Source organism: Streptomyces sp. NPDC107538, assembly GCF_055657445.1.
Genome location: NZ_JBVKAY010000004.1, coordinates 764,305 through 787,059 on the forward strand (window position 1 = coordinate 764,305; position 22,755 = coordinate 787,059).

General features: G+C 72.3%; 18 protein-coding genes. 9 read left to right on the plus strand and 9 right to left on the minus strand.

Features of this window, described 5'->3' with window-relative positions; all coding sequences use genetic code 11:
* Positions 1-17: 17 nt before the first annotated feature.
* From ACZ7MG_RS17840 to ACZ7MG_RS17850, 3 genes are read right to left on the minus strand one after another with little or no spacing between them, the layout of a single operon-like run.
* Positions 18-815, minus strand: a complete 798-nt coding sequence (locus tag ACZ7MG_RS17840) for a sugar phosphate isomerase/epimerase family protein (protein WP_471380528.1) — start codon at positions 813-815, stop codon at positions 18-20.
* 38 nt (positions 816-853) lie between these two features.
* Positions 854-2,014: a dihydrodipicolinate synthase family protein gene (locus tag ACZ7MG_RS17845; RefSeq protein ID WP_471379718.1), complete on the minus strand. Its 1,161-nt coding sequence runs from the start codon at positions 2,012-2,014 to the stop codon at positions 854-856.
* A complete protein-coding gene (locus ACZ7MG_RS17850) occupies positions 2,011-3,168 on the minus strand; it encodes a Gfo/Idh/MocA family protein (protein ID WP_471379717.1) in 1,158 nt (385 codons plus the stop codon). The genes ACZ7MG_RS17845 and ACZ7MG_RS17850 overlap by 4 nt, the downstream gene beginning before the upstream one ends.
* Positions 3,169-3,477: 309 nt before the next feature.
* On the opposite strand from ACZ7MG_RS17850, the gene ACZ7MG_RS17855 reads away from it, so the two are divergent.
* Entirely contained in the window at positions 3,478-4,521 is a 1,044-nt protein-coding gene (locus tag ACZ7MG_RS17855; RefSeq protein ID WP_471379716.1) for a LacI family DNA-binding transcriptional regulator, read from the plus strand.
* A gap of 427 nt (positions 4,522-4,948) precedes the next feature.
* On the opposite strand, the gene ACZ7MG_RS17860 is transcribed toward ACZ7MG_RS17855, so the two are convergent.
* Positions 4,949-5,557, minus strand: coding sequence for a hypothetical protein (locus ACZ7MG_RS17860; RefSeq protein ID WP_471379715.1), 609 nt, complete (start codon positions 5,555-5,557; stop codon positions 4,949-4,951).
* 155 nt (positions 5,558-5,712) lie between these two features.
* Between ACZ7MG_RS17860 and ACZ7MG_RS17865 the strand changes: the two genes are divergently transcribed.
* The 6 genes from ACZ7MG_RS17865 (at position 5,713) to ACZ7MG_RS17890 (ending at position 11,230) form a co-directional block, all read left to right on the plus strand.
* On the plus strand, positions 5,713-5,910 hold the full coding sequence (locus tag ACZ7MG_RS17865; RefSeq protein ID WP_471379714.1) for a CsbD family protein: 198 nt from the start codon (positions 5,713-5,715) through the stop codon (positions 5,908-5,910).
* Positions 5,911-6,850: 940 nt separating this feature from the next.
* Positions 6,851-7,849 carry an iron-containing redox enzyme family protein gene (locus ACZ7MG_RS17870; RefSeq protein WP_471379712.1) on the plus strand — a complete coding sequence of 333 codons (999 nt, stop codon included), beginning with the start codon at positions 6,851-6,853 and terminating at the stop codon, positions 7,847-7,849.
* Positions 7,850-8,018: 169 nt separating this feature from the next.
* Positions 8,019-8,216: a CDGSH iron-sulfur domain-containing protein gene (locus ACZ7MG_RS17875; RefSeq protein WP_471379710.1), complete on the plus strand. Its 198-nt coding sequence runs from the start codon at positions 8,019-8,021 to the stop codon at positions 8,214-8,216.
* 116 nt (positions 8,217-8,332) lie between these two features.
* Entirely contained in the window at positions 8,333-9,307 is a 975-nt protein-coding gene (locus ACZ7MG_RS17880) for a bifunctional helix-turn-helix transcriptional regulator/GNAT family N-acetyltransferase (protein ID WP_471379708.1), read from the plus strand.
* A 25-nt stretch (positions 9,308-9,332) separates the two neighbouring features.
* Positions 9,333-10,139 (plus strand): sugar phosphate isomerase/epimerase family protein, encoded by an 807-nt coding sequence (locus ACZ7MG_RS17885; RefSeq protein ID WP_471379707.1) that lies wholly within the window; start codon positions 9,333-9,335, stop codon positions 10,137-10,139.
* A gap of 158 nt (positions 10,140-10,297) precedes the next feature.
* Complete coding sequence (locus ACZ7MG_RS17890) at positions 10,298-11,230, plus strand: MHYT domain-containing protein (RefSeq protein ID WP_471379706.1); 933 nt, start codon at positions 10,298-10,300, stop codon at positions 11,228-11,230.
* A gap of 255 nt (positions 11,231-11,485) precedes the next feature.
* Here the strand turns inward: ACZ7MG_RS17890 and ACZ7MG_RS17895 are convergent, their stop codons facing one another.
* The gene (locus ACZ7MG_RS17895; protein WP_471379705.1) at positions 11,486-12,238 is read right to left on the minus strand and encodes a Type 1 glutamine amidotransferase-like domain-containing protein; all 753 of its coding nucleotides are present in this window, start codon (positions 12,236-12,238) and stop codon (positions 11,486-11,488) included.
* A complete protein-coding gene (aroA, locus tag ACZ7MG_RS17900) occupies positions 12,235-13,473 on the minus strand; it encodes a 3-phosphoshikimate 1-carboxyvinyltransferase (protein WP_471379703.1) in 1,239 nt (412 codons plus the stop codon). The genes ACZ7MG_RS17895 and aroA overlap by 4 nt, the downstream gene beginning before the upstream one ends.
* 631 nt (positions 13,474-14,104) lie before the next feature.
* Between aroA and ACZ7MG_RS17905 the strand changes: the two genes are divergently transcribed.
* Entirely contained in the window at positions 14,105-15,925 is a 1,821-nt protein-coding gene (locus tag ACZ7MG_RS17905) for a glycoside hydrolase family 3 protein (protein WP_471379702.1), read from the plus strand.
* Positions 15,926-16,087: 162 nt separating this feature from the next.
* Positions 16,088-16,747 (plus strand): hypothetical protein, encoded by a 660-nt coding sequence (locus ACZ7MG_RS17910; protein ID WP_471379701.1) that lies wholly within the window; start codon positions 16,088-16,090, stop codon positions 16,745-16,747.
* Between the two features lie 63 nt (positions 16,748-16,810).
* On the opposite strand, the gene ACZ7MG_RS17915 is transcribed toward ACZ7MG_RS17910, so the two are convergent.
* The 3 genes from ACZ7MG_RS17915 to ACZ7MG_RS17925 form a co-directional block, all read right to left on the minus strand.
* The gene (locus ACZ7MG_RS17915; RefSeq protein WP_471379699.1) at positions 16,811-18,241 is read right to left on the minus strand and encodes a S28 family serine protease; all 1,431 of its coding nucleotides are present in this window, start codon (positions 18,239-18,241) and stop codon (positions 16,811-16,813) included.
* A 146-nt stretch (positions 18,242-18,387) separates the two neighbouring features.
* Positions 18,388-18,792 (minus strand): hypothetical protein, encoded by a 405-nt coding sequence (locus tag ACZ7MG_RS17920; RefSeq protein WP_471379698.1) that lies wholly within the window; start codon positions 18,790-18,792, stop codon positions 18,388-18,390.
* Between the two features lie 85 nt (positions 18,793-18,877).
* Complete coding sequence (locus ACZ7MG_RS17925; RefSeq protein WP_471379697.1) at positions 18,878-22,630, minus strand: ABC transporter ATP-binding protein; 3,753 nt, start codon at positions 22,628-22,630, stop codon at positions 18,878-18,880.
* Positions 22,631-22,755 lie beyond the last annotated feature (125 nt).

A 22,755-nucleotide genomic window follows, 5' to 3' on the forward strand; every position in this document is an offset into this window, starting at 1 on the left:
GGCTCGCCGCCCAACGACTAGGCCGCGTGCTCCACGAACCGCCGGGCCGTCTGGGCGAGCAGCGCGTGTCCGTCGCCCACCCACAGGTCGTCGTTGAAGAGTTCGACCTCGATGGGGCCGGTGTAGCCCGCCGCCTCGACGTAGGACTTCCACTCGCGCATGTCGATCGCGCCGTCGCCGATCTGGCCGCGGCCGGTGAGGACGCCCTGGGGCAACGGGGTGATCCAGTCGGCGAGTTGGAAGGTGTGGATGCGGCCGGTCGCGCCCGCGCGGGCGATCGCCGCCGGGGCCGTGTCGTCCCACCAGATGTGGTACGTGTCGACCGTCACGCCCACCTGGTCCGCCGGGAAGCGCTCCGCGATGTCCAGGGCCTGGCCCAGCGTGGACACCACGCAGCGGTCCGAGGCGAACATGGGGTGGAGGGGCTCGATGGCCAGGCGCACGCCGTTGGAGGCGGCGTACGGGCCCAGCTCCGACAGGGCGTCCGCGATGCGTTCGCGTGCGCCGTGCAGGTCCTTCGAGCCGGACGGGAGGCCGCCGGAGACCAGGACCAGGGTGTCCGTGCCCAGGGTCGCGGCCTCGTCGATCGCCTTGCGGTTGTCGGCCAGCGCCGCCGCCCGCTCGGCCGGGTCGATCGCCGTGAAGAAGCCGCCCCGGCAGAGGGTGGTGACCGACAGACCCGCGTCGCGGACCAGCTTGGCGGTGGCCTCCAGGCCGTACTCCGCCACCGGCTCGCGCCACAGGCCCACGCCCGGGATGCCCAACTCGGTGCAGCCATCGACCAGTTCGGGCATCGACAGCTGCTTGACCGTCATCTGGTTGATGGAGAAACGGGACAGATCTCCGAGGGCGCTCACTGGGCCACTCCGTACAGGGAGAGCAGGTTCTTCATGCGGGTCTCCGCCAGCGCCGGGTCCGGGAACAGGCCCAGGCCGTCGGCGAGTTCGTAGGCGCGCGCGAAGTGCGGGAGGGAGCGGGCCGACTGCAGGCCGCCGACCATCGTGAAGTGCGACTGGTGACCGGCCAGCCACGCCAGGAAGACGACACCCGTCTTGTAGAAGCGGGTCGGGGTCTGGAAGAGGTGGCGGGAGAGTTCGACGGTCGGGTCCAGGAGGTCCCGGAAGCCCTTCGTGTCACCCGTGTCCAGGACGCGGACCGCCTGGGCCGCCAGCGGGCCCAGCGGGTCGAAGATGCCGAGGAGGGCGTGGCTGAAGCCCTTCTCGTCGCCCGCGATCAGCTCGGGGTAGTTGAAGTCGTCGCCCGTGTAGCAGCGGACGCCCTGGGGGAGCCTGCGGCGGATGTCGATCTCGCGCTGGGCGTCCAGCAGGGAGACCTTGATGCCGTCGACCTTGTCCGGGTGGGCGGCGATCACGGCGAGGAAGGTCTCGGTGGCCGTGTCGAGGTCCGAGGAGCCCCAGTAGCCGTCCAGCGCCGGGTCGAACATCGGGCCGAGCCAGTGCAGCACGACCGGCTCGGTGGCCTGGCGGAGCAGGTGGCCGTAGATCTCCAGGTAGTCCTCGGGGCCCTGGGCCGCCGCCGCCAGCGCGCGCGAGGCCATCAGGATCGCCTGGGCGCCCGACTCCTCGACGAGCGCCAGCTGCTCCTCGTACGCCTTGCGGATCTCCGCGAGGGAGGCCGTCGCCGGGTCGGTGAGCTGGTCGGTGCCGACGCCGCAGGCGATCAGACCGCCGACCGACTTCGCCTCGGCCGCGCTGCGGCGGATCAGCTCCGCCGCGCCCGCCCAGTCGAGGCCCATACCGCGCTGCGCGGTGTCCATCGCCTCGGCGACCCCGAGGCCGTGCGACCACAGGTGGCGGCGGAAGGCGAGGGTGGCGTCCCAGTCGACGGCCGCCGGGGAGTCCGGGGACACGTCCGCGAAGGGGTCCGCGACGACGTGCGCCGCCGAGAAGACCGTACGGGAGGTGAGGGCGGTGCCGGGGGACACCGCCAGGGGTTCGGTACGCGGGGCGTAGGCCTTGAACCCGCCGTTTCCGTCCGGGAGTTGGATCGTCACAGCTGGATCTCCGGGACGTCGAGACGGACACCCTCGGCCGAGGACTTCAGGCCCAGCTCGGCGAGCTGGACACCGCGCGCGCCGGCCAGCAGGTCCCAGTGGTAGGGCGCGTCGGCGTACACGTGCTTGAAGAACAGCTCCCACTGCGCCTTGAAGCCGTTGTCGAACTCGGCGTTGTCCGGCACCTCCTGCCACTGGTCGCGGAAGGAGTAGGTGGCGGGGATGTCGGGGTTCCACACCGGCTTGGGGGTGGCGGAGCGGTGCTGGACGCGGCAGTTGCGCAGACCGGCGACCGCCGAGCCCTCGGTGCCGTCGACCTGGAACTCGACCAGCTCGTCGCGGTTGACGCGGACGGTCCAGGAGGAGTTGATCTGGGCGATCGCGCCGCCGTCCAGCTCGAAGATGCCGTACGCGGCGTCGTCGGCGGTGGCGTCGTAGGGCTTGTCCTGCTCGTCCCAGCGCTGCGGGATGTGCGTGGCGGTGAGGGCCTGGACGGACTTCACGCGGCCGAACAGCTCGTGCAGCACGTACTCCCAGTGCGGGAACATGTCGACGACGATGCCGCCGCCGTCCTCCGCGCGGTAGTTCCAGGAGGGGCGCTGGGCCTCCTGCCAGTCGCCCTCGAAGACCCAGTAGCCGAACTCGCCCCGGATGGAGAGGATGCGGCCGAAGAAGCCGCCGTCGATGAGGCGCTTCAGCTTCAGCAGGCCCGGGAGGAACAGCTTGTCCTGGACGACGCCGTGCTTGATGCCGGCGGCGTTCGCGAGCCGGGCCAGCTCCAGGGCGCCGTCGAGGCCGGTGGCGGTCGGCTTCTCGGTGTAGATGTGCTTGCCCGCCGCGATCGCCTTCTTGATCGCCTCCTCGCGGGCCGAGGTGACCTGGGCGTCGAAGTAGATCTCGACGGTCGGGTCGGCGAGGACCGCGTCCACGTCGGTGGAGACGTTCGCCGGGTCCAGTCCGTGCTGCTCGGCGAGCGCCTTCAGCGCGTGCTCGCGCCGGCCGACGAGGATCGGCTCCGGCCACAGCACGGTGCCGTCACCGAGGTCCAGACCGCCCTGCTCGCGGATGGCGAGGATCGAGCGGACCAGGTGCTGGCGGTAGCCCATGCGCCCGGTCACGCCGTTCATGGCGATCCGTACGGTTCTGCGCGTCACGGCCGTTTCCTTTCGTTGGTGTGCGTTCGGGGTGCGTTCGTTTTTCGCGTACGCGTCCGGCGCCGCGTACGCCCGACGAAAGGTGAGCGTCCCAGCAAGCGCTTTCTATCTGATGAGAAGCTAGCCTCTGAGCAGCGGTCTGGACAAGACCGTGAGGGGGTCGAGTTGTTCGAGGGGGCGAACGGCGGGCTGTTCGAGGGGGCGAACAGTGGTCGCGGTCGTATGGTTCCCCGACAGCCCGAATCGACAGCCCGAATCGATACGCCTATGCACACGCATACGCACTCGCGCACCGGAGGACGAGCAACGATGACTGTGACCCTGGCGGACGTGGCGGCCCGTGCGCAGGTGTCGCCCGCGACCGTCTCCCGGGTGCTCAACGGGAACTACCCGGTGGCCGCTTCCACGCGCGAGCGGGTGCTGAAGGCGGTGGACGAGCTGGACTACGTGCTCAACGGTCCCGCCAGCGCGCTCGCCGCCGCCACCTCCGACCTCGTCGGCATCCTGGTCAACGACATCGCCGACCCCTTCTTCGGGATCATGGCCGCGGCCATCCAGTCCGAGATCGGCGGGCCGGGCGGGCGCGCGGGCGGGGAGCGACTGGGTGTGGTGTGCAACACGGGCGGCTCCCCGGAGCGTGAGCTGACATATCTCACGCTGCTGCAGCGGCAGCGGGCCGCGGCCGTCGTACTGACGGGTGGGGCCATCGAGGATCCGGCACATCTGGCCGCCGTCGGCAACAAGCTGCGGAAGCTGGCGGAGGCCGGGACGCGTGTGGTGCTGTGCGGGCGGCCGCCCACGCCGGAGGCCATCGCGATCACCTTCGACAACCGGGGCGGCGGGCAGTTGCTCACCGAGCATCTGATCGGGCTCGGGCATCGGCGGCTCGGCTACATCGCGGGGCCGCAGGAGCGGACGACCACCCGGCACCGGCTGGAGGGGCATCGCGCGGCGCTGGCCGCGGCCGGTATCGAGGACGACCCCCGCTGGACCGTGTACGGCCGCTACGACCGGCTCTCCGGGTACGAGGCGACGCTGGAGCTGCTGCGGCGGGACCCGTCGCTGACGGCCGTGGTCGCCGCCAACGACACGGTGGCGCTGGGGGCGTGTGCGGCGCTGCGGGACTCGGGGCTGCGGATTCCTGACGATGTGTCGGTGGCCGGGTTCGACGATCTTCCCTTCAGCATCGACGCGGTGCCCGCGCTGACGACGGTGCGGTTGCCGCTGTCGGAGGCGGGGGCGCGGGCCGGGCGGATCGCGATGGGGCGGGAGGAGCCGCCGTATGGGGGGATCGCCACGGTTCGGGGGGAGTTGATGGTGCGGGGGTCTAGTGGGGGGCCTCGGGGGGGTTGAGGTGTGAGGTGGGGGTGTTGGGGGCGTCTGGTTGCTTGGGGCGTGGGGCCTCGGGGGGCCTGAGGCGGGGGCTTTGGGGGCGTCTGGTTGCTTGGGGCGTGGGGCCTCGGGGGGCCTGAGGCGGGGGCTTTGGGGGCGTCTGGTTGCTTGGGGCTTGGGGGCGTGGGGGCCTCGGGGGGCCTGAGGCGGGGGTGTTGGAGCCTCGGGGGAAGTGGGCCGGGGTGGGGTGGGCTGCGGTGGGGTGGGCTGCGGCGGTGAGCTGCGGCGGTGAGCTGCGGCGGTGAGCTGCGGCGGTGGGCTGCGATGGGGTGGCGGGATCGGTCGGGGTGGGCCGGGTCGCGGGGGGGCACATTGCGGGGGCCGGGGCGCGTGGGCCGGGTCGTGAGGGCCGGGTCGTGAGGGGGGCGTCGACTCACGGGGCGTCGACTCACGGGGCTTCGGGGCGGGTTGAGGGGGGCGGGGGGTCGGTCGGGGCCGTTTCGGGCCGGGTTGGGGTGCCGGTCGGGGTGATTTCGGGCCGGGTTGGGGATTGGGTCGGGGCCGTTTCGGGCGGGGTTGGGGGTTCGGTCGGGGCCGAACCGGGTCGGGGCGGGGATCCGCGGAGTCCTTGGAAGGCGGTTGCGCCCAGGGTGAGTACGCACAGGGCGATGCCTCCGAAGACGGTCGGGTTGACCCAGGTGGGGACGAGTTCGGTTCCCACACCCTCCTCCGTGACGCACTGCACGCTGACCGGCAGGGTCATCCGGGTCACCACGTACTCTCCGCTGGCGCCGGAGGCCGCGCACATCTGATCCGGGTCCAGGATGTAGAAGCCGCTCATCACGCCGTACGCGTACGCACCGAGCGCCGCCGCGCCGGTGCCGATCGCGAGCAGCGCGCAGGAGCCGGCGTCCGGCAGGCCACGCCGTCCACCGCCCGACCACCGTCTTCGCGCACGCAGGGCCAACGCCCCGGCCGAGGCCAGGACGACCAGGGGGGTGCCGAAAGGCGCGAGGGTGAGGGTCAGGAAGAGGACGCCGTAGAAGAATTGCTCCATGCTTCAGCGGACTTCTCCGGGGGGTCGGTGGTTCCGGCCCGGCGGGAGGGGTCGGACGGCCCCCCTCACCCTCTGTGACCGTTCGGCGCGCGAGGGTCACCGGTCCGCCGTACGTTGGGCGGGCAAGGCACTTCACCCCCCACCAAGGAGTAACCATGGCCGCCAAGGACAAGGGCAGCATGGACAAGATCAAGGGCAAGGCCAAGGAGATGACCGGCAAGGTCACCGGCGACCGCCAGCAGCAGGCCGAGGGCAAGATGCAGCAGGCGCGCGGCGAGGCCAAGAAGATGAAGGGCAAGGCGGAGGAGCGCGTCCGGGAGACGCAGCGGTCGGCACGGCGCGACGGCATGTAAGTCCGCGCAACGGAAGGGGGCTCCCGAGAGCGGGGAGCCCCCTTCGGCGCGAGCGGGGTCCGTGAGCGGGGAGCCCCCTTCGGCGCGAGCGGGGTCCGTGAGCGGCCAAGCCCCCACCGGCGCGAGCGGGGAAGCTGTTCGGCGTGAGCGCCGCAGGGGGAAGCTGTTCGGCGTGAGCGCCGCAGGGGGAAGCTGTTCGGCGTGAGCGCCGCAGGGGGAAGCTGTTCGGCGTGAGCGCCGCAGGGTGGGTCCGCGCGAGCGCCATGCCGGGCCACGGGAACGGGGAAACTCCTGCGGCGTAAGCGCCACCGGCCGCGAGCACCGGGCGGGCCCCACGGGCGGGAAGCCCGTCCGACGTGAGCGTCGTCGGCCGGGTCAGTGCAAGGACCGCGCGGGCCCCGTGAGCGTGAAGGCCCTTCGGCATGAGCGCCACCGGCCGCATCCGCGCGAGCGCCCCGGGGGCGGCAAGCCCCCTTCGGCGCGAGGGGCCCCGGGAACGGGGTAGCTCCTTCGTCGTGAGCGCCACCGGGTGGGTCCGTGCGAGCACCGTGCGGGCCCCGGGGGCGGCAGGCCCCTGCGGCGCGAGGGGGGAAGCTGTTCGGCGTGAGCGCCGCAGGGTGGGTCCGCGCCAGCGCCATGCCGGGCCCCGGGAGCGGGGAAACTCCTGCGACGCGAGCGCCACCTTCGCCGCGGCCGCACACGCGCCACGCGAGCCCCATGAGCGGCAAGCCCCCCTCGGCATGAGCGCCAGGAGCCGCGTCCGCCCACGCGCCACGCGAGCCCCGTGAGAGGCAAGCCTGCTTCTGCGGGAGGGGCCCCGGGGGCGGGGAGCCCCCTTCGGCGTGAGCGCCACACGCCGCGGGCGCGCACGTGCCGGGTGGGCTCCGCGTAGTCGTGTGGGTGGACGTGAGCGCGTGGGGATCGTGGGTACTCGGGGTGTATGGAGAGGCAGGTCGTGGGGCCGGTGTTGCCGGAGGGCAGGGGGCGGGTGTCGGCTGCTGTTCTGGGGTGTCTGCGGAGGGCGGGGGCGCCGCCCGACAGCCGTGTGATCGCCGGGGCCGACCCCTTCGGTGAGGATCTTCAGCTGGCGCTCTACCTCTGCTACGAACTGCACTACCGCGGCTTCGCCGACGTCGACGCCGACCTCGAATGGGACCCGGAGCTGCTGCGCTGCCGGGCGGCCCTGGAGTGGCCGTTCCTGGAGAGCCTGCGCGACCGGGCGACCCGGCACGTGAGCGCCCGCGAGGCCCTGGACGAGCTGCTCGTGGAACCGGCGGGCGGCGACGGGGGCGGCGGAGTCGGTGATTTCCTCCAGGACCGGGGCGAGCTGTGGCAGGTCCGGGAGTACGCGGCACAGCGCTCGCTCTACCACCTCAAGGAGGCCGACCCGCACGCCTGGGTGCTGCCCCGGCTGTGGGGGCGGGCGAAGGCGGGGATGGCGGCCGTGGAGTTCGACGAGTTCGGCGGGGGCCGGGCCGACCGCGTGCACGCGCGGCTCTTCGCCGAACTCATGACCGATCTGGGGCTCGACCCGGAGTACGGCCACTATGTGGACGCCGCCGGCGCCGAGGCGCTCGCCCTGGTGAACCTGATGTCCCTCTTCGGGCTGCACCGCGCCCTGCGCGGCGCCCTCGTCGGACACTTCGCGACCGTCGAGATCACCTCCTCCCCCGGCTCCCGGCGGCTCGCCCGCGCGATGCGGCGGACCGGGGCCGGTGCCGCCGCCGAGCACTTCTACGACGAGCACGTCGAGGCCGACGCCGTACACGAGCAGGTCGTCCGGCAGGAGGTCGTCGCCGGGCTCCTGGAGGAGGAACCGCAGCTGGACGCCGACGTGGCCTTCGGCGTCGACGCCACCAACCACCTGGAGGACGCCCTCAGCACCCACCTTCTCGGCGCGTGGCGGGAGGGCCGGTCGTCGCTCCGCACGCCGGTCTGAGCACGCGGGTCCAGAGCACACCGGCCCAGAGCACACCGGCCCAGAGCACACCGGTCCAGAGCACTCCGGTTTGACGACGTCCGCACGGTCGCCGCCTCACGGTCGCCGCCTCACGGTCGCCGCCTCACGTCCTCCACCCGTCCGACCAGAACAAGGAGCGGTGACCACCATGCCGAACACTCCCGCCGAACCTCGCCGCATCACCCTCCAGCGCCCCGGCCCCCTCCTGGTCGAGGGCCCGGTCGAGGTCACCCTGGAGGACGGGACCACCGTGGCGTCGGACCGGTTCCGCGTGGCGCTGTGCACGTGCCGTCGCAGCCGGATCTATCCCTGGTGCGACACCAGCCACCGCCGCCGGGCCCGTTGACCGCCCCGGCCCCCCGTCGACTATCTCTGACTCAGTCAGCTATTCTCCTGACTGAGTCAGAGATAATGAGACGGTCGGACGGCCAAGCGCCGGCGGCCACAAGGGGGCGATCGGTCATGACCGTGCACGACATCCGCGCGTTCAACCGCTTCTACACGAACGTGATCGGCGCGCTGGACTACGGCCGCCAGGTGTACGCCCCCTACACGCTCACCGAGGCGCGCGTGCTGTGGGAGCTGGCGCACACGGCGCGGGCCGAGGTGGCGGAGCTGCGGGCCGAGCTGTCGCTCGACTCGGGGTATCTGAGCCGGCTGCTGGCGAAGTTCGAGAAGGACGGGCTGGTGGAGCGGGCCCGGTCGGCGCGCGACCCGCGGCGGCGGCGGGTGACGCTCACCGCGCGCGGACGCGAGACCGCCGCGCTGCTCGGCGAGCGGTCCGACGAGGCGGTGGGGTCGCTGCTGTCGACCGTGCCGCCCGCCGACCGCCCCCGGCTGACCGAGGCGATGGGCGACATCCGCACGATCCTCGGCGACCGCCGTCGCACGCCGGGCCCCGACGACGTACGGCTGCGCGGGCCGCTCCCCGGCGACCTCGGCTGGATCGTGCAGCGCAACGCGGCGCTGTACGCGGCGGAGTACGGGTTCGACGGGGACTACGAGGCGCTGGTGGCGCGGATCGTCGCGGACTACGCCGAGCACCGGGACCCGGAGCGGGAGCGGCTGTGGATCGCCGAGGTGGACGGGCGGCCGGTGGGGTGCGTGATGTGCGTACGGGACGAGGCGCCCGGGGTCGCGCGGCTGCGGCTGCTGCTCGTCGAGCCGGAGGCGCGGGGGCTGCGTATCGGCGACCGCCTCGTGGGGGCCGTCGTCGACTTCGCCCGCGAGACCGGCTACCGCGAGGTCGTCCTGTGGACCAACGACTGCCTCGCCGCAGCCCGCCGCGTCTACCAGCGCCACGGCTTCACCCTCGTCGCCGAGAAGCCCCACCGTTCCTTCGGCGTGGACCTGGTGGGCCAGGACTGGCACCTGGAGCTGGGCGAGGAGTCCCGTCAGGGGAACGCGGCCGGGTCCGGGCAGCACATGACCCGCTGACGTGTGACGTGTACGGTCCGAAGGCATGAAACTCGCGTTCTCCACCCTCGGTGTCCCCGGCCTCCCCCTCACCGACGTCCTCCAGCTCGCCGTCACACACGGCTATCACGGCGTAGAGCTGCGCGCCCACCCCGAGGAGCCGGTGCATCCCGGCATCGGGGCGGACGAACGAGCCGCCGTGGCCGCCGAGTTCAAGGCGGCGGGCGTGGAACTCCTCGGCCTCGCCGGATACGCGCGGGTCGCCGCGCCGGGCGAGGACGGCCCCGTGCTCGACGAGATCCGCGGCCTGCTCGACCTCGCCCGTGACCTGGGGGCGCCCTACATCCGCGTCTTCCCCGGCGCCGACCTGGACGGCGGCCAGAGCCGGGAGGAGGCCGACGCGATCGCCGCCCGGCGGCTCGGCACGGCGGCGGAGGACGCGGCCGACCGGGGCGTACGCGTGCTGCTGGAGACCCATGACTCGCACCGCACCGGCGCCGACGCGATCCGCGTGCTCGGGCCGGTCGGCCACGGCAGCGTCGGCTCGCTCTGGGACGTGATGCACACCTGGCTCGGCGGCGAGCAGCCCGCCGAGTCCTACGCGGCCCTCTCCCCCTTCCTCGGCTACGTCCAGGTCAAGGACATCGCCTCCGCCGAGGACACCACCCCGCTCGCGCTCGGCGCGGGCGTCCTCCCGCTCGGCGAGTGCGTCGACCTCCTCTCCCGCAAGGACTGGGACGGCTGGCTCTGCTGGGAGTACGAGAAGCGGTGGTACGAGGAGGCCGCGCCGCTGCCGGAGCTGCTCGCGGCCGGTCGGGAGCACCTCGGGCGACTCCTCAACGACGCGGCGTAGGGCCGGCGACAGGACACAAACCGCCTGAAGTCGATCACCCGCCGAGCAATTACCGACAGTAACTCTCGTAAAACGGAGCGCTGCGGTATGCGCTTACAGCAGACTTACCTCCCGCAACAGCCATGCGTAACTGGCCATGTATCGGGGGGATTTGGCATATGCAAGGCACGGTCGACGGTTTCAGTTACGGTGTGGTCACCCCGGTGGCCGCCTATGTCATGGCCTGCCTGGGCGCGGCGCTCGGACTGCGCTGTGTGGTCAGGTCGGTCTACAACGAGCAGTCCTGGAAGCCGGGTTGGCTGGCGCTCGGCGCCGCGTGCATCGGGTGCGGCATCTGGACCATGCACTTCATCGCGATGGTCGGCTTCCGGGTGCAGGAGAGCCCGATCCGCTACGACGTGGGGCTGACCGTGCTCAGCCTCGCCGTCGCCATCGCGGTCGTCGGCATCGGGGTCTTCGCCGTGGGGTACCGCGGTGTCAGCACGTCCACGCTGTGCTCGGCGGGCTGCGTCACGGGCCTCGGGGTGGCCGCGATGCACTATCTGGGCATGGCGGCCATCCAGTTGAACGGCTACATCCAGTACGACATCGCCGTCGTCGCCCTCTCCGTGGGCATCGCCATCGCCGCCGCGACCGCCGCGCTCTGGGCGGCCGTGTCGATCCGGGGGTTCCTCACCAGCCTGGGGGCCAGCCTGGTGATGGGGGTCGCGGTGTCCGGCATGCACTACACGGGGATGGCGGCGGTGGGGGTGCATCTGCACGGCACGACCGGTGGCACGTTCACCGGGGAACCGCCCACGTCGATCCTGCTGCCGATGCTGATCGGGCCGGTCATCTTCCTGCTCCTCGCGGGGGTGGTCGTGATGTTCGACCCGATGCTCGTGCTGGGGGAGGGCGACTGGGACCGTGCGGGTGCCGGGCGTGGGCGGGAGCGGCGGGAGCCGCCTCGTGGCCCCTGGCGCGCGGACCGCCCCGACGTGCCCCTCCAGCACCCGGACCACGACTCCCCCGGCTCCCTCTTCGACCCCGGGACCCGCCGGGCCGCCCCACCGGAGCCCCAGGGGACCGGGCCTCGGGTCCAGCCGTGGTGAGTGGGGTTCGTTTTCGGGCGCGGGCCCGGTGGGGCTTCTCGCGCAGTTCCCCGCGCCCCTAAAAAACCAGGCCCCTGCGGGCCTGAAAGACCAGCCCCCCGCAGCCCTGCAAGGCGGCCGGTGGCGGGGAGGACGGCGGCCGGGGGCGGGGAGGAAAAGCACGGGGCGTAGCCCCTGCTTTTCAGGGGCGCGGGGAACTGCGCGAGTAGCCCCACCGGAGCTGCAGCCGCCAGACGTACCCGCACCCCCGAGCTATCAGGCGCCCGGCTCGCGCAACAGCCGGGGCTCCACGCGTTCCTCCACCGTCGCGTCACCCTCTCGCCGCACGATGTACGCGCCCTTGCCCGGGAGTTCGGCGACAGCCTCCACCAGGCGGGTGCCGTGGTAGACGAGGCCGACGCCGTCGTCCGTGCAGTGGGTCTCGGGCAGCGTGCCGTCGGCGACGAGGCGGTGGGTCAGGGGGCGGCGGCCCTCGTCGACGTCGTAGTGGACGCCGTTGCCGTAGGGAAGGAATCCCAACGCGTCGGTCACCGGGCGGAGTTGGGGGCCGAAGGAGTCCGTCGTGCCGCCCCGGAACCAGCAGAGCGAGCCCGCGCTGACGCCGCTGAGGACGACGCCGGAGCGCCAGGCCCGCCGGAGGATCGCGTCGAGTCCGTGGACACGCCAGACGGCCAGCAGGTTGGCGACCGAGCCGCCCATGACCCAGACGACGTCCTGTTCGAGGACGGCCGCCTCGATGTCCTCGATGTTCGGCATCGGGAAGAGCGCGAGCGGCGTCAGATCGAAGCCCGCCACCCGCGCCGCCTCGCTCATCCGCGCGGTCATGTGCTCGGCGTCCCCGATCGCCGTACCGACGTACATGACCTTCGGCCGCCGCCCGTTCACCCCCGACAGCTCCACCGCGTGGTGCACGAGGGAGTGGAACGTCACCCGGGTGCGGTCACCGACACGGTGGCCGCCCGAGGTGGCGAGGATGGTGGGGGTGGGGGTGGAGGTGGGGGCGGTCATGGTCGGGAGGGTAGTGCGAGTTTCGCGAACGCGTCGTGGAAGGCCGGGAACGTCTTCCGTACGCAGCCGGGGTCGTCGAAGGTGATGCCGGGGGTGCGTAGGCCGGTCACGGCGAAGGACATGACGATGCGGTGGTCGCCGTAGGTCTTGATGTCCGTGCCCTGGGTCGGCGGGCCCGGCTCGATCTCGATCCAGTCGGGGCCCGTGGTGACCCGCACGCCCAGCCGCCGGAGGTTCTCCGCGCAGGCGTCCAGCCGGTCGCACTCCTTGACCCGGGTGTTCGCCACGTCCTCGATCCGGACCGGGCCGGAGGCGAAGGGGGCGATCGCGGCGAGGGTGGGCATGGTGTCGGAGATGTCCCGCATGTTGACGGTCAGGCCACGGAGTTCGCCGGTGCCGGTCACGGTCGTACGGTCCTCGGTCACCTCCACCCGCGCGCCCATCCGGCGCAGTACGTCCACGAAGCGCAGGTCGCCCTGGAGGGCGCCGGTGCCGAGGCCGGGGACGGTGACCTCGGTGCCGGTGAGGGCCGCCGCGGCGAAGAAGTAGCTCGCGGTGGAGGCGTCGGGTTCGACGGCGTACGTCGTCGCCCGGTAGCCGCCGGGCGCCACGGCGTAGGTGTCGCCCTCGCGGCTCACCTCCGCGCCGAAGGACCGCATCATCGCCGTCGTGATGTCGACGTACGGCTCCGAGACCAGGTCGGTGACCCGGACGCGCAGGCCGTCGCGGGTGAGGGGGCCGAGGAGGAGCAGGGCGGTCAGGTACTGGGAGGACTGACCGGCGTCCAGGGTCACTTCGCCGCCGGTCACTCCGTGGGCGACGACGGTCAGCGGGTGGTGGCCCTCCGCCTCCTCGTGCCGCAGGTCCACGCCCAGGTCGCGCAGGGCGCGGGAGAGCGGGGCGAGGGGGCGGCGGCGCATCTGGGGGGAGGCGTCGAAGCGGTAGGTGCCGTGGCCGGCGGCGGCGAGGGTCGGCAGGAAGCGGGCGGTGGTGGCGCCGTCGCGGCAGTACACGTCCGCCTCCGCGACGGCGGGGCCCTGCGGGCGGCCGTCGATCTGCCAGGTGTCCGGGGTACGGCCGACGCGGTAGCCGAGGCGGGTCAGGCCCTCCGCGAAGCCCTCCGTGTCGTCGGACCGCAGGGGGTTGAGGAGGGTGGTGACGCCGTCGGCTGCCGCCGCGAGGAACAGGGCGCGGGCGGTGATGGACTTGGAACCGGGGATGTGCGCGAGGGGCATGCCGCCATGCTGGACCTCGGCCGTGGGTGCGCGCCGGGGTGTCCGACCTTTGGACCCCGGGTGCGCCCGGGACACCTTTGGGGGCGCCTCATGGGGTGGGGGTGCGGATTCGTCGGCGGGTGCGGGTGGTTCGTGGTTGCTCGCGCAGTTCCCCGCGCCCCTAAAAGACCAGGCCCCTGCGGGCCTGAAAAGCATCGGGCGCAGCCCATGCTTTTCAGGGGCGCGGGATGCTTTTCAGGGGCGCGGGGAACTGCGCGAGAAGGCCCCACCGGCCCGCACCCGCCGACGAACCCCGCACCCTCCACCCCATAAGGCGCCCCCGTCACCCCCGTCCCAGCCGTACCGACTTCCGAAAATCACCCCTCCCCGGGGAACCCGAACCCACCCCACCCCGTCCAACCCCCATGCCGCCGGATGAGTCCCGCAGTGCGGTGTCGGCCTCGCTGCTGGCTGCGATCGCTGACCAACCCTCTCCACCGCACGCGGCCGGCGGCACGCCGTCACCGGCGCGCCCCCCTCCTCAGCGCCGGTGACGGCCCCTGACGTATCGCCGTGCGTCGCTCCCTTGACCGGAAGAAACTTTCCAGATAATCGTGACTTCTTGGAAGTTTCCTTCAAAGGAGCGACGCCCGTGCCTTCCAGACGTACCGTTCTCGCCGCCACGGCCGGCGTCACCACGGCCCTGGCCCTCGGCACCGACGCACAGGCCGGACCCACGGAACCGGACAGCGGCACCCACGACGACACGTCCCTCCGCCGTCTCGTCTCCCGTATGACCCTCGAAGAGAAGGTCGGCCAGCTCTTCGTGATGCGGGTCTACGGGCACTCGGCGACCGCGCCGGACCAGGCCGACATCGACGCCAACCTCCAGGAGCTCGGCGTCCGGACGGCCGCCGAGCTGCTGGCGCGGTACCGGGTCGGCGGGATCATCTACTTCTCCTGGGCGCACAACACCCGCGACCCGCACCAGATCGCCGCCCTCTCCAACGGCATCCAGCGCGCCTCCCTCGCCCTCCCCCGCGGCCTGCCCGTACTCGTCTCCACCGACCAGGAGCACGGCGCCGTGGCCCGGATCGGCGAGCCCGCCACGCTGCTGCCGGGGGCGATGGCCCTGGGAGCGGGGGGTTCGATCGCCGACGCCCGCGAGGCCGGGCGCATCGGGGGCGCGGAGTTGCGCGCGCTCGGCGTGCGGCAGGACTACGCGCCGGTCGCCGACGTGAACGTCAACCCGGCGAACCCCGTCATCGGCGTCCGCTCCTTCGGCGCCGACCCCGAGGCCGTCGCGGGGCTGGTCGCCGCGCAGGTGAAGGGCTATCAGGGCGCCGGGGTGGCCGCCACCGCCAAGCACTTCCCGGGGCACGGGGACACGGCCGTCGACAGCCACTACGGCTTCCCGGTCATCGAGCACACCCGGGCCCAGTGGACCACCCTGGACGCCCCGCCGTTCCGCGCCGCGATCCGGGCCGGCATCGACTCGATCATGACCGCGCACATCATGGTCCCCGCCCTGGACCCCTCCGGCGACCCGGCCACCCTCTCCCGCCCGATCCTCACCGGCATCCTGCGCGGCGAGCTGGGCTACGACGGCGTCGTGGTCACCGACTCGCTCGGCATGCAGGGCGTACGGGAGAAGTACGGCGACGACCAGGTGCCGGTGCTGGCGCTGAAGGCCGGGGTGGACCAGCTGCTCAACCCGCCCTCGATCGACGTGGCGTGGAACGCGGTCCTCGCCGCCGTACGGGCCGGTGAGCTGACCGAGGCGCGGCTGGACGAGTCGGTGCTGCGGATCCTGCGGCTCAAGGCGCGGCTCGGGCTGTTCGAGCGGCCGTATGTGAGCGAGGAGGGCGTGGACCGGGTCGTGGGCGTCCGGCGGCATCTCGACACCGCCGACCGGATCGCCGAGCGGACCACGACGCTCCTGGTCAACGAGGGGCCGCTGCTGCCGCTGTCCCGGCGTACGCACCGCAACGTGCTGGTGGTCGGCGCCGATCCGGCGTCCCCGTCGGGTACCACGGGACCGCCCACGGCCGTCCTCGCCGCCGAACTCGCCTCCCTCGGCTTCACCACCACCGGCCTGTCGACGGGTACGGCCCCCACGGCGGCCCTGATCGACCAGGCCGTGGCGGCGGCCGGGGGCAAGGATGCGGTGGTCGTGGCGACGTACAACGTGACGGCGGGCAGTCCGCAGAAGACCCTGGTCGAGCGGCTGATCGCCACCGGGGTGCCGGTGGTGGCCGTCGCGGTCCGCAACCCGTACGACGTGGCCCAACTGACGCAAGTGAAGGGCTACTTGGCCGCGTACTCCTGGACGGACGTCGAGGTGCGGGCCGCGGCGCGGGTGCTGGCCGGGCGGGTCGCGCCGCGCGGGAAGCTGCCGGTGCCGGTGCAGGAGGCCGACGACCCGACGGCGGTGCTGTACCCGATCGGACACGGGCTGACGTACGGACCCTGACGTACGGGCTCTGACCTGCGGACCTCGGCGTAAAGCCGCTGACGTACGGGATCTACGCCGCACACCTCGCGCACTCCCCCCAACTGTCGCAAAGCGCACGGTATGTCTGGCGTGGCCCGCTCCGCAGGGTCACGCTGGGCGGGGGTTCATCGGGGGGTGGGCATGCGAGGGGTGTGGCGCGTTCGAAGGATGCGCGGCGGGGTGCCGGCGGCTGCCGTCGTCCTGGCCGTCGCCCTGCTCGCGGGATGTCAGGCCTGGTCGGGCGGGGTGGGCGAGGAACCCGAGGCGCCGGCGACCACGACCGCGCCGACCCGGCCGACGGGGTACGGGACGGTGTTCCTCGGGGTCGACGAGTGCAGTTCGTTCGGGACGACCAGCTTCACCGAGGTGCCCTGCGCGGGCGAGCGGGCCGCCGCCCGGGTCGTGGCCCGGCACGACGGCCGGGTGGGGCAGGGGCCGCTCTGCCCGCCGACGACCGACTTCGTCCTGCACATCAGCGAGTCCGCCGACGAACGGGACGGCTACGACGAGGACGGCGACGGTTCGGTGCCGCAGGGCTACGCCTGTATGCGCAAGCTCCAGCCGCCGCATCCGGGCGATCCCGGCGGCGGGGGCGGGCCCCGCACCATCGTCGGCGACTGCGTCTACGGGGCCGGGCGGGGCGAGGTCCGCGAGACGGCCTGCGACGGCGGTGGCAGGCACGACCCGGAGTACGAGGTGACGACGGCCGTCGACGCGAAGGCGCGGTGCCCGGCCACGACCGAGCTGTATGTGCGGCTGGGCAGCGGCAGCCGGCCGGTGGGCTGTGCGGTGCCGGTGTGAACGACCGAGCCCCAGTGCCACCGAAGCGGCGGCACCGGGGCTCGAATCAGCTGGACAGACCGGTTACGGCCGGAGCGCCGGCTCCCGCTCGACGTCCCGCTTGTCGAGCTTGGAGTCGAACTTCGCCAGCGGCTTCGCCTTGCTCGGGTCCGCCTGGACGGCGGCCGGGGCGACACCCGCCCACTTCAGGATGCGGGCCGTGGCCAGGTCCTTCTGTCCCTCGACGAGACCGGCGACATTGGCGCCGTGGTTGGCGCCGGGGACCGTGAAGACGTACGAGTCACGGGCCTTCTTGCCCAGGTGGAACGGCTCGGCGCCCCACGGGTCGTTCTGCCCGTAGACGAAGAGCATCTGCTTGGCGTTGTTGCGGACCCAGGTGTCGACGTCCCGCATCGCGTACGGCTGGAACCTCATCTTGATGTCGCGCGGGACGAAGTTCCGGGGCGGCTGGTAGCCGTAGCGGATGTACTTCTTCTCGATGTGCGGGAAGTCGATCGTGGGCGCGCCCAGCTGCGTACCGGCCTGGTAGTAGTACGGCGTGTACGGCTCCAGGCCCTGGTCGGTGTAGAAGGAGAAGCCGGAGATCGTGTCGATGGACGTCCAGATCTCGTCGTCCGTGGCCTTCTTGGCGTCCTTCGGGATGACGTCGCTGTCGCAGTCGGCGAGCAGGCTGTACTGCCAGAAGCCCCACACGTAGTCGAGGACGACGGCCTCGTACGCCTTGTCGAGGCTGCCGACCGTGTCGAAGGTGAAGCCCTCGGCGGCGGCGACCTCCGCGTACTTCTTCTCCAGCGGCTCACGCCGGACGAGGGCCTCGCGCTGCACGGCGTTCAGCCGGTCGCGGCACTCCTTGGTGCCGACCTTCGCGAAGAACCGGTCGTACGCCGAGTCCTCCTTGTTGACGACGTCGTTGGGCGCGACGTACGCGACGACGCCGTCCATGTCCTTGGGGTAGAAGCGCTCGTAGTAGGTGGCGGTCATGCCGCCCTTGGAACCGCCGGTGGAGATCCACTTCTTGCCGTAGATCTTCTTCAGCGCCTTGAAGATGCGGTGCTGGTCGCTTGCCGCCTGCCAGATGTCCAGCTTGGACCAGTCGGCCGGGTCGGGGCGCGACGGGCTGAAGAAGCGGTACTCCATGGAGACCTGGTTGCCGTCCACGATCTGCGTGGGCTCACGGCGGCCGGGGTTGGTGGAGACGCTGTAGCCGCCGGTGTAGAAGACCGTCGGGCGGGCCGTGTCCTTGTGCAGCACGGTGATCCGCTGCTGGAACGTGCCCTTGGACGGGTGCCGGTGGTCCACGGGCTGGGTGAAGTTGAGGACGAAGAAGCGGTAGCCGGGGTACGGCTTCTCCTGGATCAGGCTCACGCCCGGTATGGCGAGCAACTGGTCCTTGATGTCAGCGGAGTCCGAGTCCGCGGCGGTGGCCGCTCCCGCCGTGCTCAACGTGCCAATGAGCACCACGAGCGACAGCACCCATCCGAGTGCTTTGCGCATGCGTTTCTCCCCTATGCAGCAGCTGTGCGCCGGAAGCTATCGGAGCCACCGCCGGGGCACCAGGGAAGAAAGGGGCCAACTGGACTGCTTTCGGCCGCAGATGGGAGCGATAGGGAAAACCCTGTGTGCGCGGGGAAGGGAGAGGTTCAGCGCAGGATCCAGCCCGAGTCGTAGGTTCTGCCGCCGGCCTTGGCCTTGATCCATACGGCGCGGCGGCCCGCGTGGACGGTCACGGGGCCGGCGGGGCGCTTCTTGTTGCGGACCCACTGGCCGCCCCACGCCCGGATGCGCAGGGTCCCCTTGTGGGCCTGCTTCCTGGGCACGAGCACGGCGCACACATGACGGCCGCCCTTGCGGTAGACCCGTACGGTCCCGGTCTCGAAGGTCAGCGTGCGGACCTTGCGGCCGGGGCAGGACTTCGCCGCGGCGTACGCGGAAGCCCTCGCGGCGGCCTGCGCGCCGGGCGCCGGTCCGGCGAGCGTCAGCAGGCCGGCCGTCGTCAGCACGGCCAGCGCGAGCGCGATCGGCCGACGTACCCCACGCGGTCTCACTGCTGCCCCTCCCGCCACACGACCGTACTGATGTACGGACGCACGACCCCCCTCGAACGGTTGCGCGGCCGAGCTGAACCCGCTGTCACGGCTTGAGCGCCGGTTCCCCCACGAAGGTGCGCCAGAGGGCCGCGTACCGGCCGTCGCGAGCCAGGAGTTCGTCGTGGGTGCCGTCCTCGGCGACCCGGCCGTCGGCCATGACCACGACCCGGTCGGCGCGGGCGGCCGTGGTGAGGCGGTGGGCCACCACGAGCGTGGTGCGGCGGCCGGCGAGGCGGTCGGTGGCGTGGTTGACCTGGGCCTCGGTGGCCAGGTCCAGGGCGGCCGTCGCCTCGTCGAGGAGCAGGATGTCGGGGTTCACCAGCTCCGCGCGGGCCAGCGCGATCAACTGGCGCTGCCCGGCGGAGAGGTTGCGGCCCCGCTCGGCGACCTCGTGGAGGTAGCCGCCGTCGAGCGTGGCGATCATGTCGTGCGCGCCGACCGCGCGGGCGGCGGCCTCCACCTCGGCGTCGGTCGCGTCCGGACGCCCGTAGGCGATGGCGTCGCGGACCGTGCCCTGGAAGAGGTACGCCTCCTGCGGGACGACGCCGAGCCGGTGGCGGTACGAGGTGAGGTCGAGGTCGCGCAGATCGGTGCCGTCGACGGTGACCCGGCCGCCGGTGGGGTCGTAGAAGCGGGCGACCAGCTTGACGAGCGTCGACTTGCCCGCGCCGGTCTCGCCGACGAAGGCGACGGTCTGCCCGGCGGGGATCGACAACCGCACGTCGCTGAGGGCCGCTTCCCCGTCGGTGTCGGTGGCGGCGCCGTACGCGAAGTCGACGTCCTCGAAGGCGATCTCGCCGCGCAGGGACCGCACCTCCTGCGGTGCGGAGGCCGACTTCGTGGACGTCGGCTCCTGGAGGAGTTCCTGGATGCGGCCCAGGGAGACGGTGGCCTGCTGGTAGCCGTCGAAGACCTGGGAGAGCTGCTGGACGGGGGCGAAGAACAGGTCGATGTAGAGGAGGTACGCCACCAGTGCGCCGGTGGTGAGGGTGCCCGCGTCGACGCGGTGGGCGCCGACGATCAGGACGGCCGCCGCGGCGGCGGAGGACAGGAACTGCACGAACGGGAAGTAGATCGAGATCAGCCACTGGCCGTGCACCCGGGCCCGGCGGTAGCTGTCGCTGCCGGCCGCGAACCGCTCGCCGCCGTCCCGCTCCCGGCGGAACGCCTGCACGATCCGCAGCCCGGCCACCGACTCCTGGAGGTCGGCGTTCACGACCGACACCCGCTCGCGCGCCAGCTCGTACGCCTTCACGCTCGCCCGGCGGAAGTAGACCGTGCAGACGATCAGCGGCGGGAGGGTGGCGAAGACGACGAGCGCGAGCTGTACGTCGAGCACCAGCAGGGCGGCCATGATGCCGAAGAAGGTGACGACGGAGACGAAGGCCGTGACCAGTCCGGTCTGCAGGAAGGTCGAGAGGGCGTCGACGTCCGTCGTCATCCTCGTCATGATCCGGCCGGTCAACTCCCGCTCGTAGTAGTCGAGTCCGAGACGCTGGAGCTGCGCGAAGATCTTCAGCCGGAGCGAGTAGAGGACGCGTTCGCCGGTACGGCCGGTCATCCGCGTCTCGCCGATCTGCGCCGCCCACTGGACGCCCACCGCGAGCAGCCCCAGCAGGGAGGCGGCCCAGACCGCGCCGAGGGCCGCCTGCGAGACCCCGTCGTCGATACCGTGCCGGATCAGCACGGGCAGCAGCAGCCCCATGCCCGCGTCCACGGCGACCAGGGCCAGGCTCAGGGCGAGGGGCACCCCGAAGCCGCGCAGCAGCCGTTTCAGGCCGTACGACTCCTCCGGCGCGACCGCGCGGGCCTCGTCGACGGCGGGGGTGTCGGTCGCCGGGGGCAGCGCCTCGACCTGGGCGAGGAGTTCGGGGGTGGCGGGCGTGCCGTCGAAGGCGGCGTCCCGCGGCTCCCGGTCCCCGGTCCACAGCCGGGGCGTGATCCCGCGCTCGGCGTCGAACTCGGCGTCCAGCTCGTCCCGTATCGAGTCGCGTACGGGGCTGTCGTCGGCCTTGGCCAGGGAGTGGGCGGCCGGCGGGGTGTGGCCGGGTGAGACACCGCCCAGCTCGTCGGGGTCGGTGAGCAGCCGGCGGTAGAGCGCGGAGCGGCGCTCCAGCTCCTCGTGGGTGCCGATGTCGGCGAGACGGCCCCCGTCGAGGACGGCGATGCGGTCGGCGAGGCCCAGGGTGGAACGGCGGTGGGCGATGAGGAGGGTCGTGCGGCCCGCCATGACCTGCTGGAGCGCCTCGTGGATCTCGTGCTCGACCCGGGCGTCGACGGCCGAGGTCGCGTCGTCGAGGACGAGGAGGCGGGGGTCGGTGAGGATCGCGCGGGCGAGGGCGACGCGCTGGCGCTGGCCGCCGGAGAGGGTGAGGCCGTGCTCGCCGACCTTGGTGGCGTAGCCCTCGGGCAGCTCGGTGATGAAACGGTCCGCCTGGGCGGCGCGGGCGGCGGTCTCGATCTGCTCGTCGGTGGCGTCCGGGCGGCCGTAGGCGATGTTGGCGCGGACGGTGTCGGAGAAGAGGAAGGAATCTTCGGGGACGAGCCCGATCGCGGCCCGCAGCGAGTCGAAGGTCAGCTCGCGCACATCGTGTCCGCCGATGAGGACAGCGCCGCGCGTCACGTCGTAGAAGCGCGGCAGGAGAAGCGAGACGGTCGACTTGCCGGAGCCGGAGGAACCGACCACGGCGAGGGTCTCGCCGGACCGGATCTCGAAGCTGAGCCCGTCGAGGACGGGTCGCCCGTCCTGGTACCCGAAGGACACGTCGTCGAACTCGACGGTCGCGGGCGCGTCGGCGGGGAGGGTCTTGGTGCCGTCGGTGAGGCTCGGCTCGGTGTCGATCAGCTCCAGGACCCGCTCCGTGCCGGCGCGGGCCTGCTGGCCGACGGTGAGGACGAGGGCGAGCATCCGGACCGGGCCGACGAGCTGGGCGAGGTAGGTGGAGAAGGCGACGAAGGTGCCGAGCGTGATGTGGCCGCGCACGGCCAGCCAGCCGCCGAGCGCCAGCATCGCGACCTGGCCGAGGGCGGGGACGGCCTGGAGGGCGGGGGTGTACCGCGAATTGAACCGGATGGTGCGCAGCCGCCCCGCGAAGAGCTTGCGCCCCACCTCCCTGAGCTTCCCGGTCTCCTGCTCCTCCTGCCCGAACCCCTTCACCACGCGTACGCCGCTGACGGCGCCGTCGACCACACCGGCGACGGCGGCGGCCTGGGCCTGCGCGTACCAGGTGGCCGGGTGCAGCTTGGCGCGGCTGCGCCGGGCGATCCACCACAGCGCCGGGGCGACCGCGATCGCGACCAGGGTGAGCGGGAGGGAGAGCCAGGCCATGATCCCGAGGGAGATCAGGAACAGCAGGAGGTTGCCGATGGTCATCGGCAGCATGAAGAGCAGGCCCTGGATCAGCTGGAGGTCGCTGGTGGCGCGGCCGACGACCTGGCCGGTGGACAGCTCGTCCTGGCGGCGGCCGTCGAGGGCGGTGATCGTGCCGTACATCTCGGTCCGCAGGTCGTGCTGGACGTCGAGGGCGAGGCGGCCGCCGTAGTAGCGGCGGATGTAGGTGAACACGTACACGAGGAGGGCGGCGCCTATCAGGGCCGCCGCCCAGGGGGCCATGTCCCTGGTGTTGTCCCCGATCACGTCATCGATGATCACCTTGGTGATCAAAGGGACGAGTGCCATGACCGCCATGCCGGCGAGGGACGAGCCGAGGGCGAGGACGACGTCCTTCGGGTACCGCCAGGCATATCCGGCGAGCCTTCGCGCCCACCCTCGGTCGCCCCCCTGCTCCGCTGCCACGCCGGTGCCCTCCGCTCGTCCTGGTCGTGCTGGTCGTCCTGCTCTCCGCAAGACGGCAACACGGCTGGAGTGCGATTTCATCCCCCCGCAATAATTGGGGGGCGCCTTGGGGGGGTGGGGGGGGT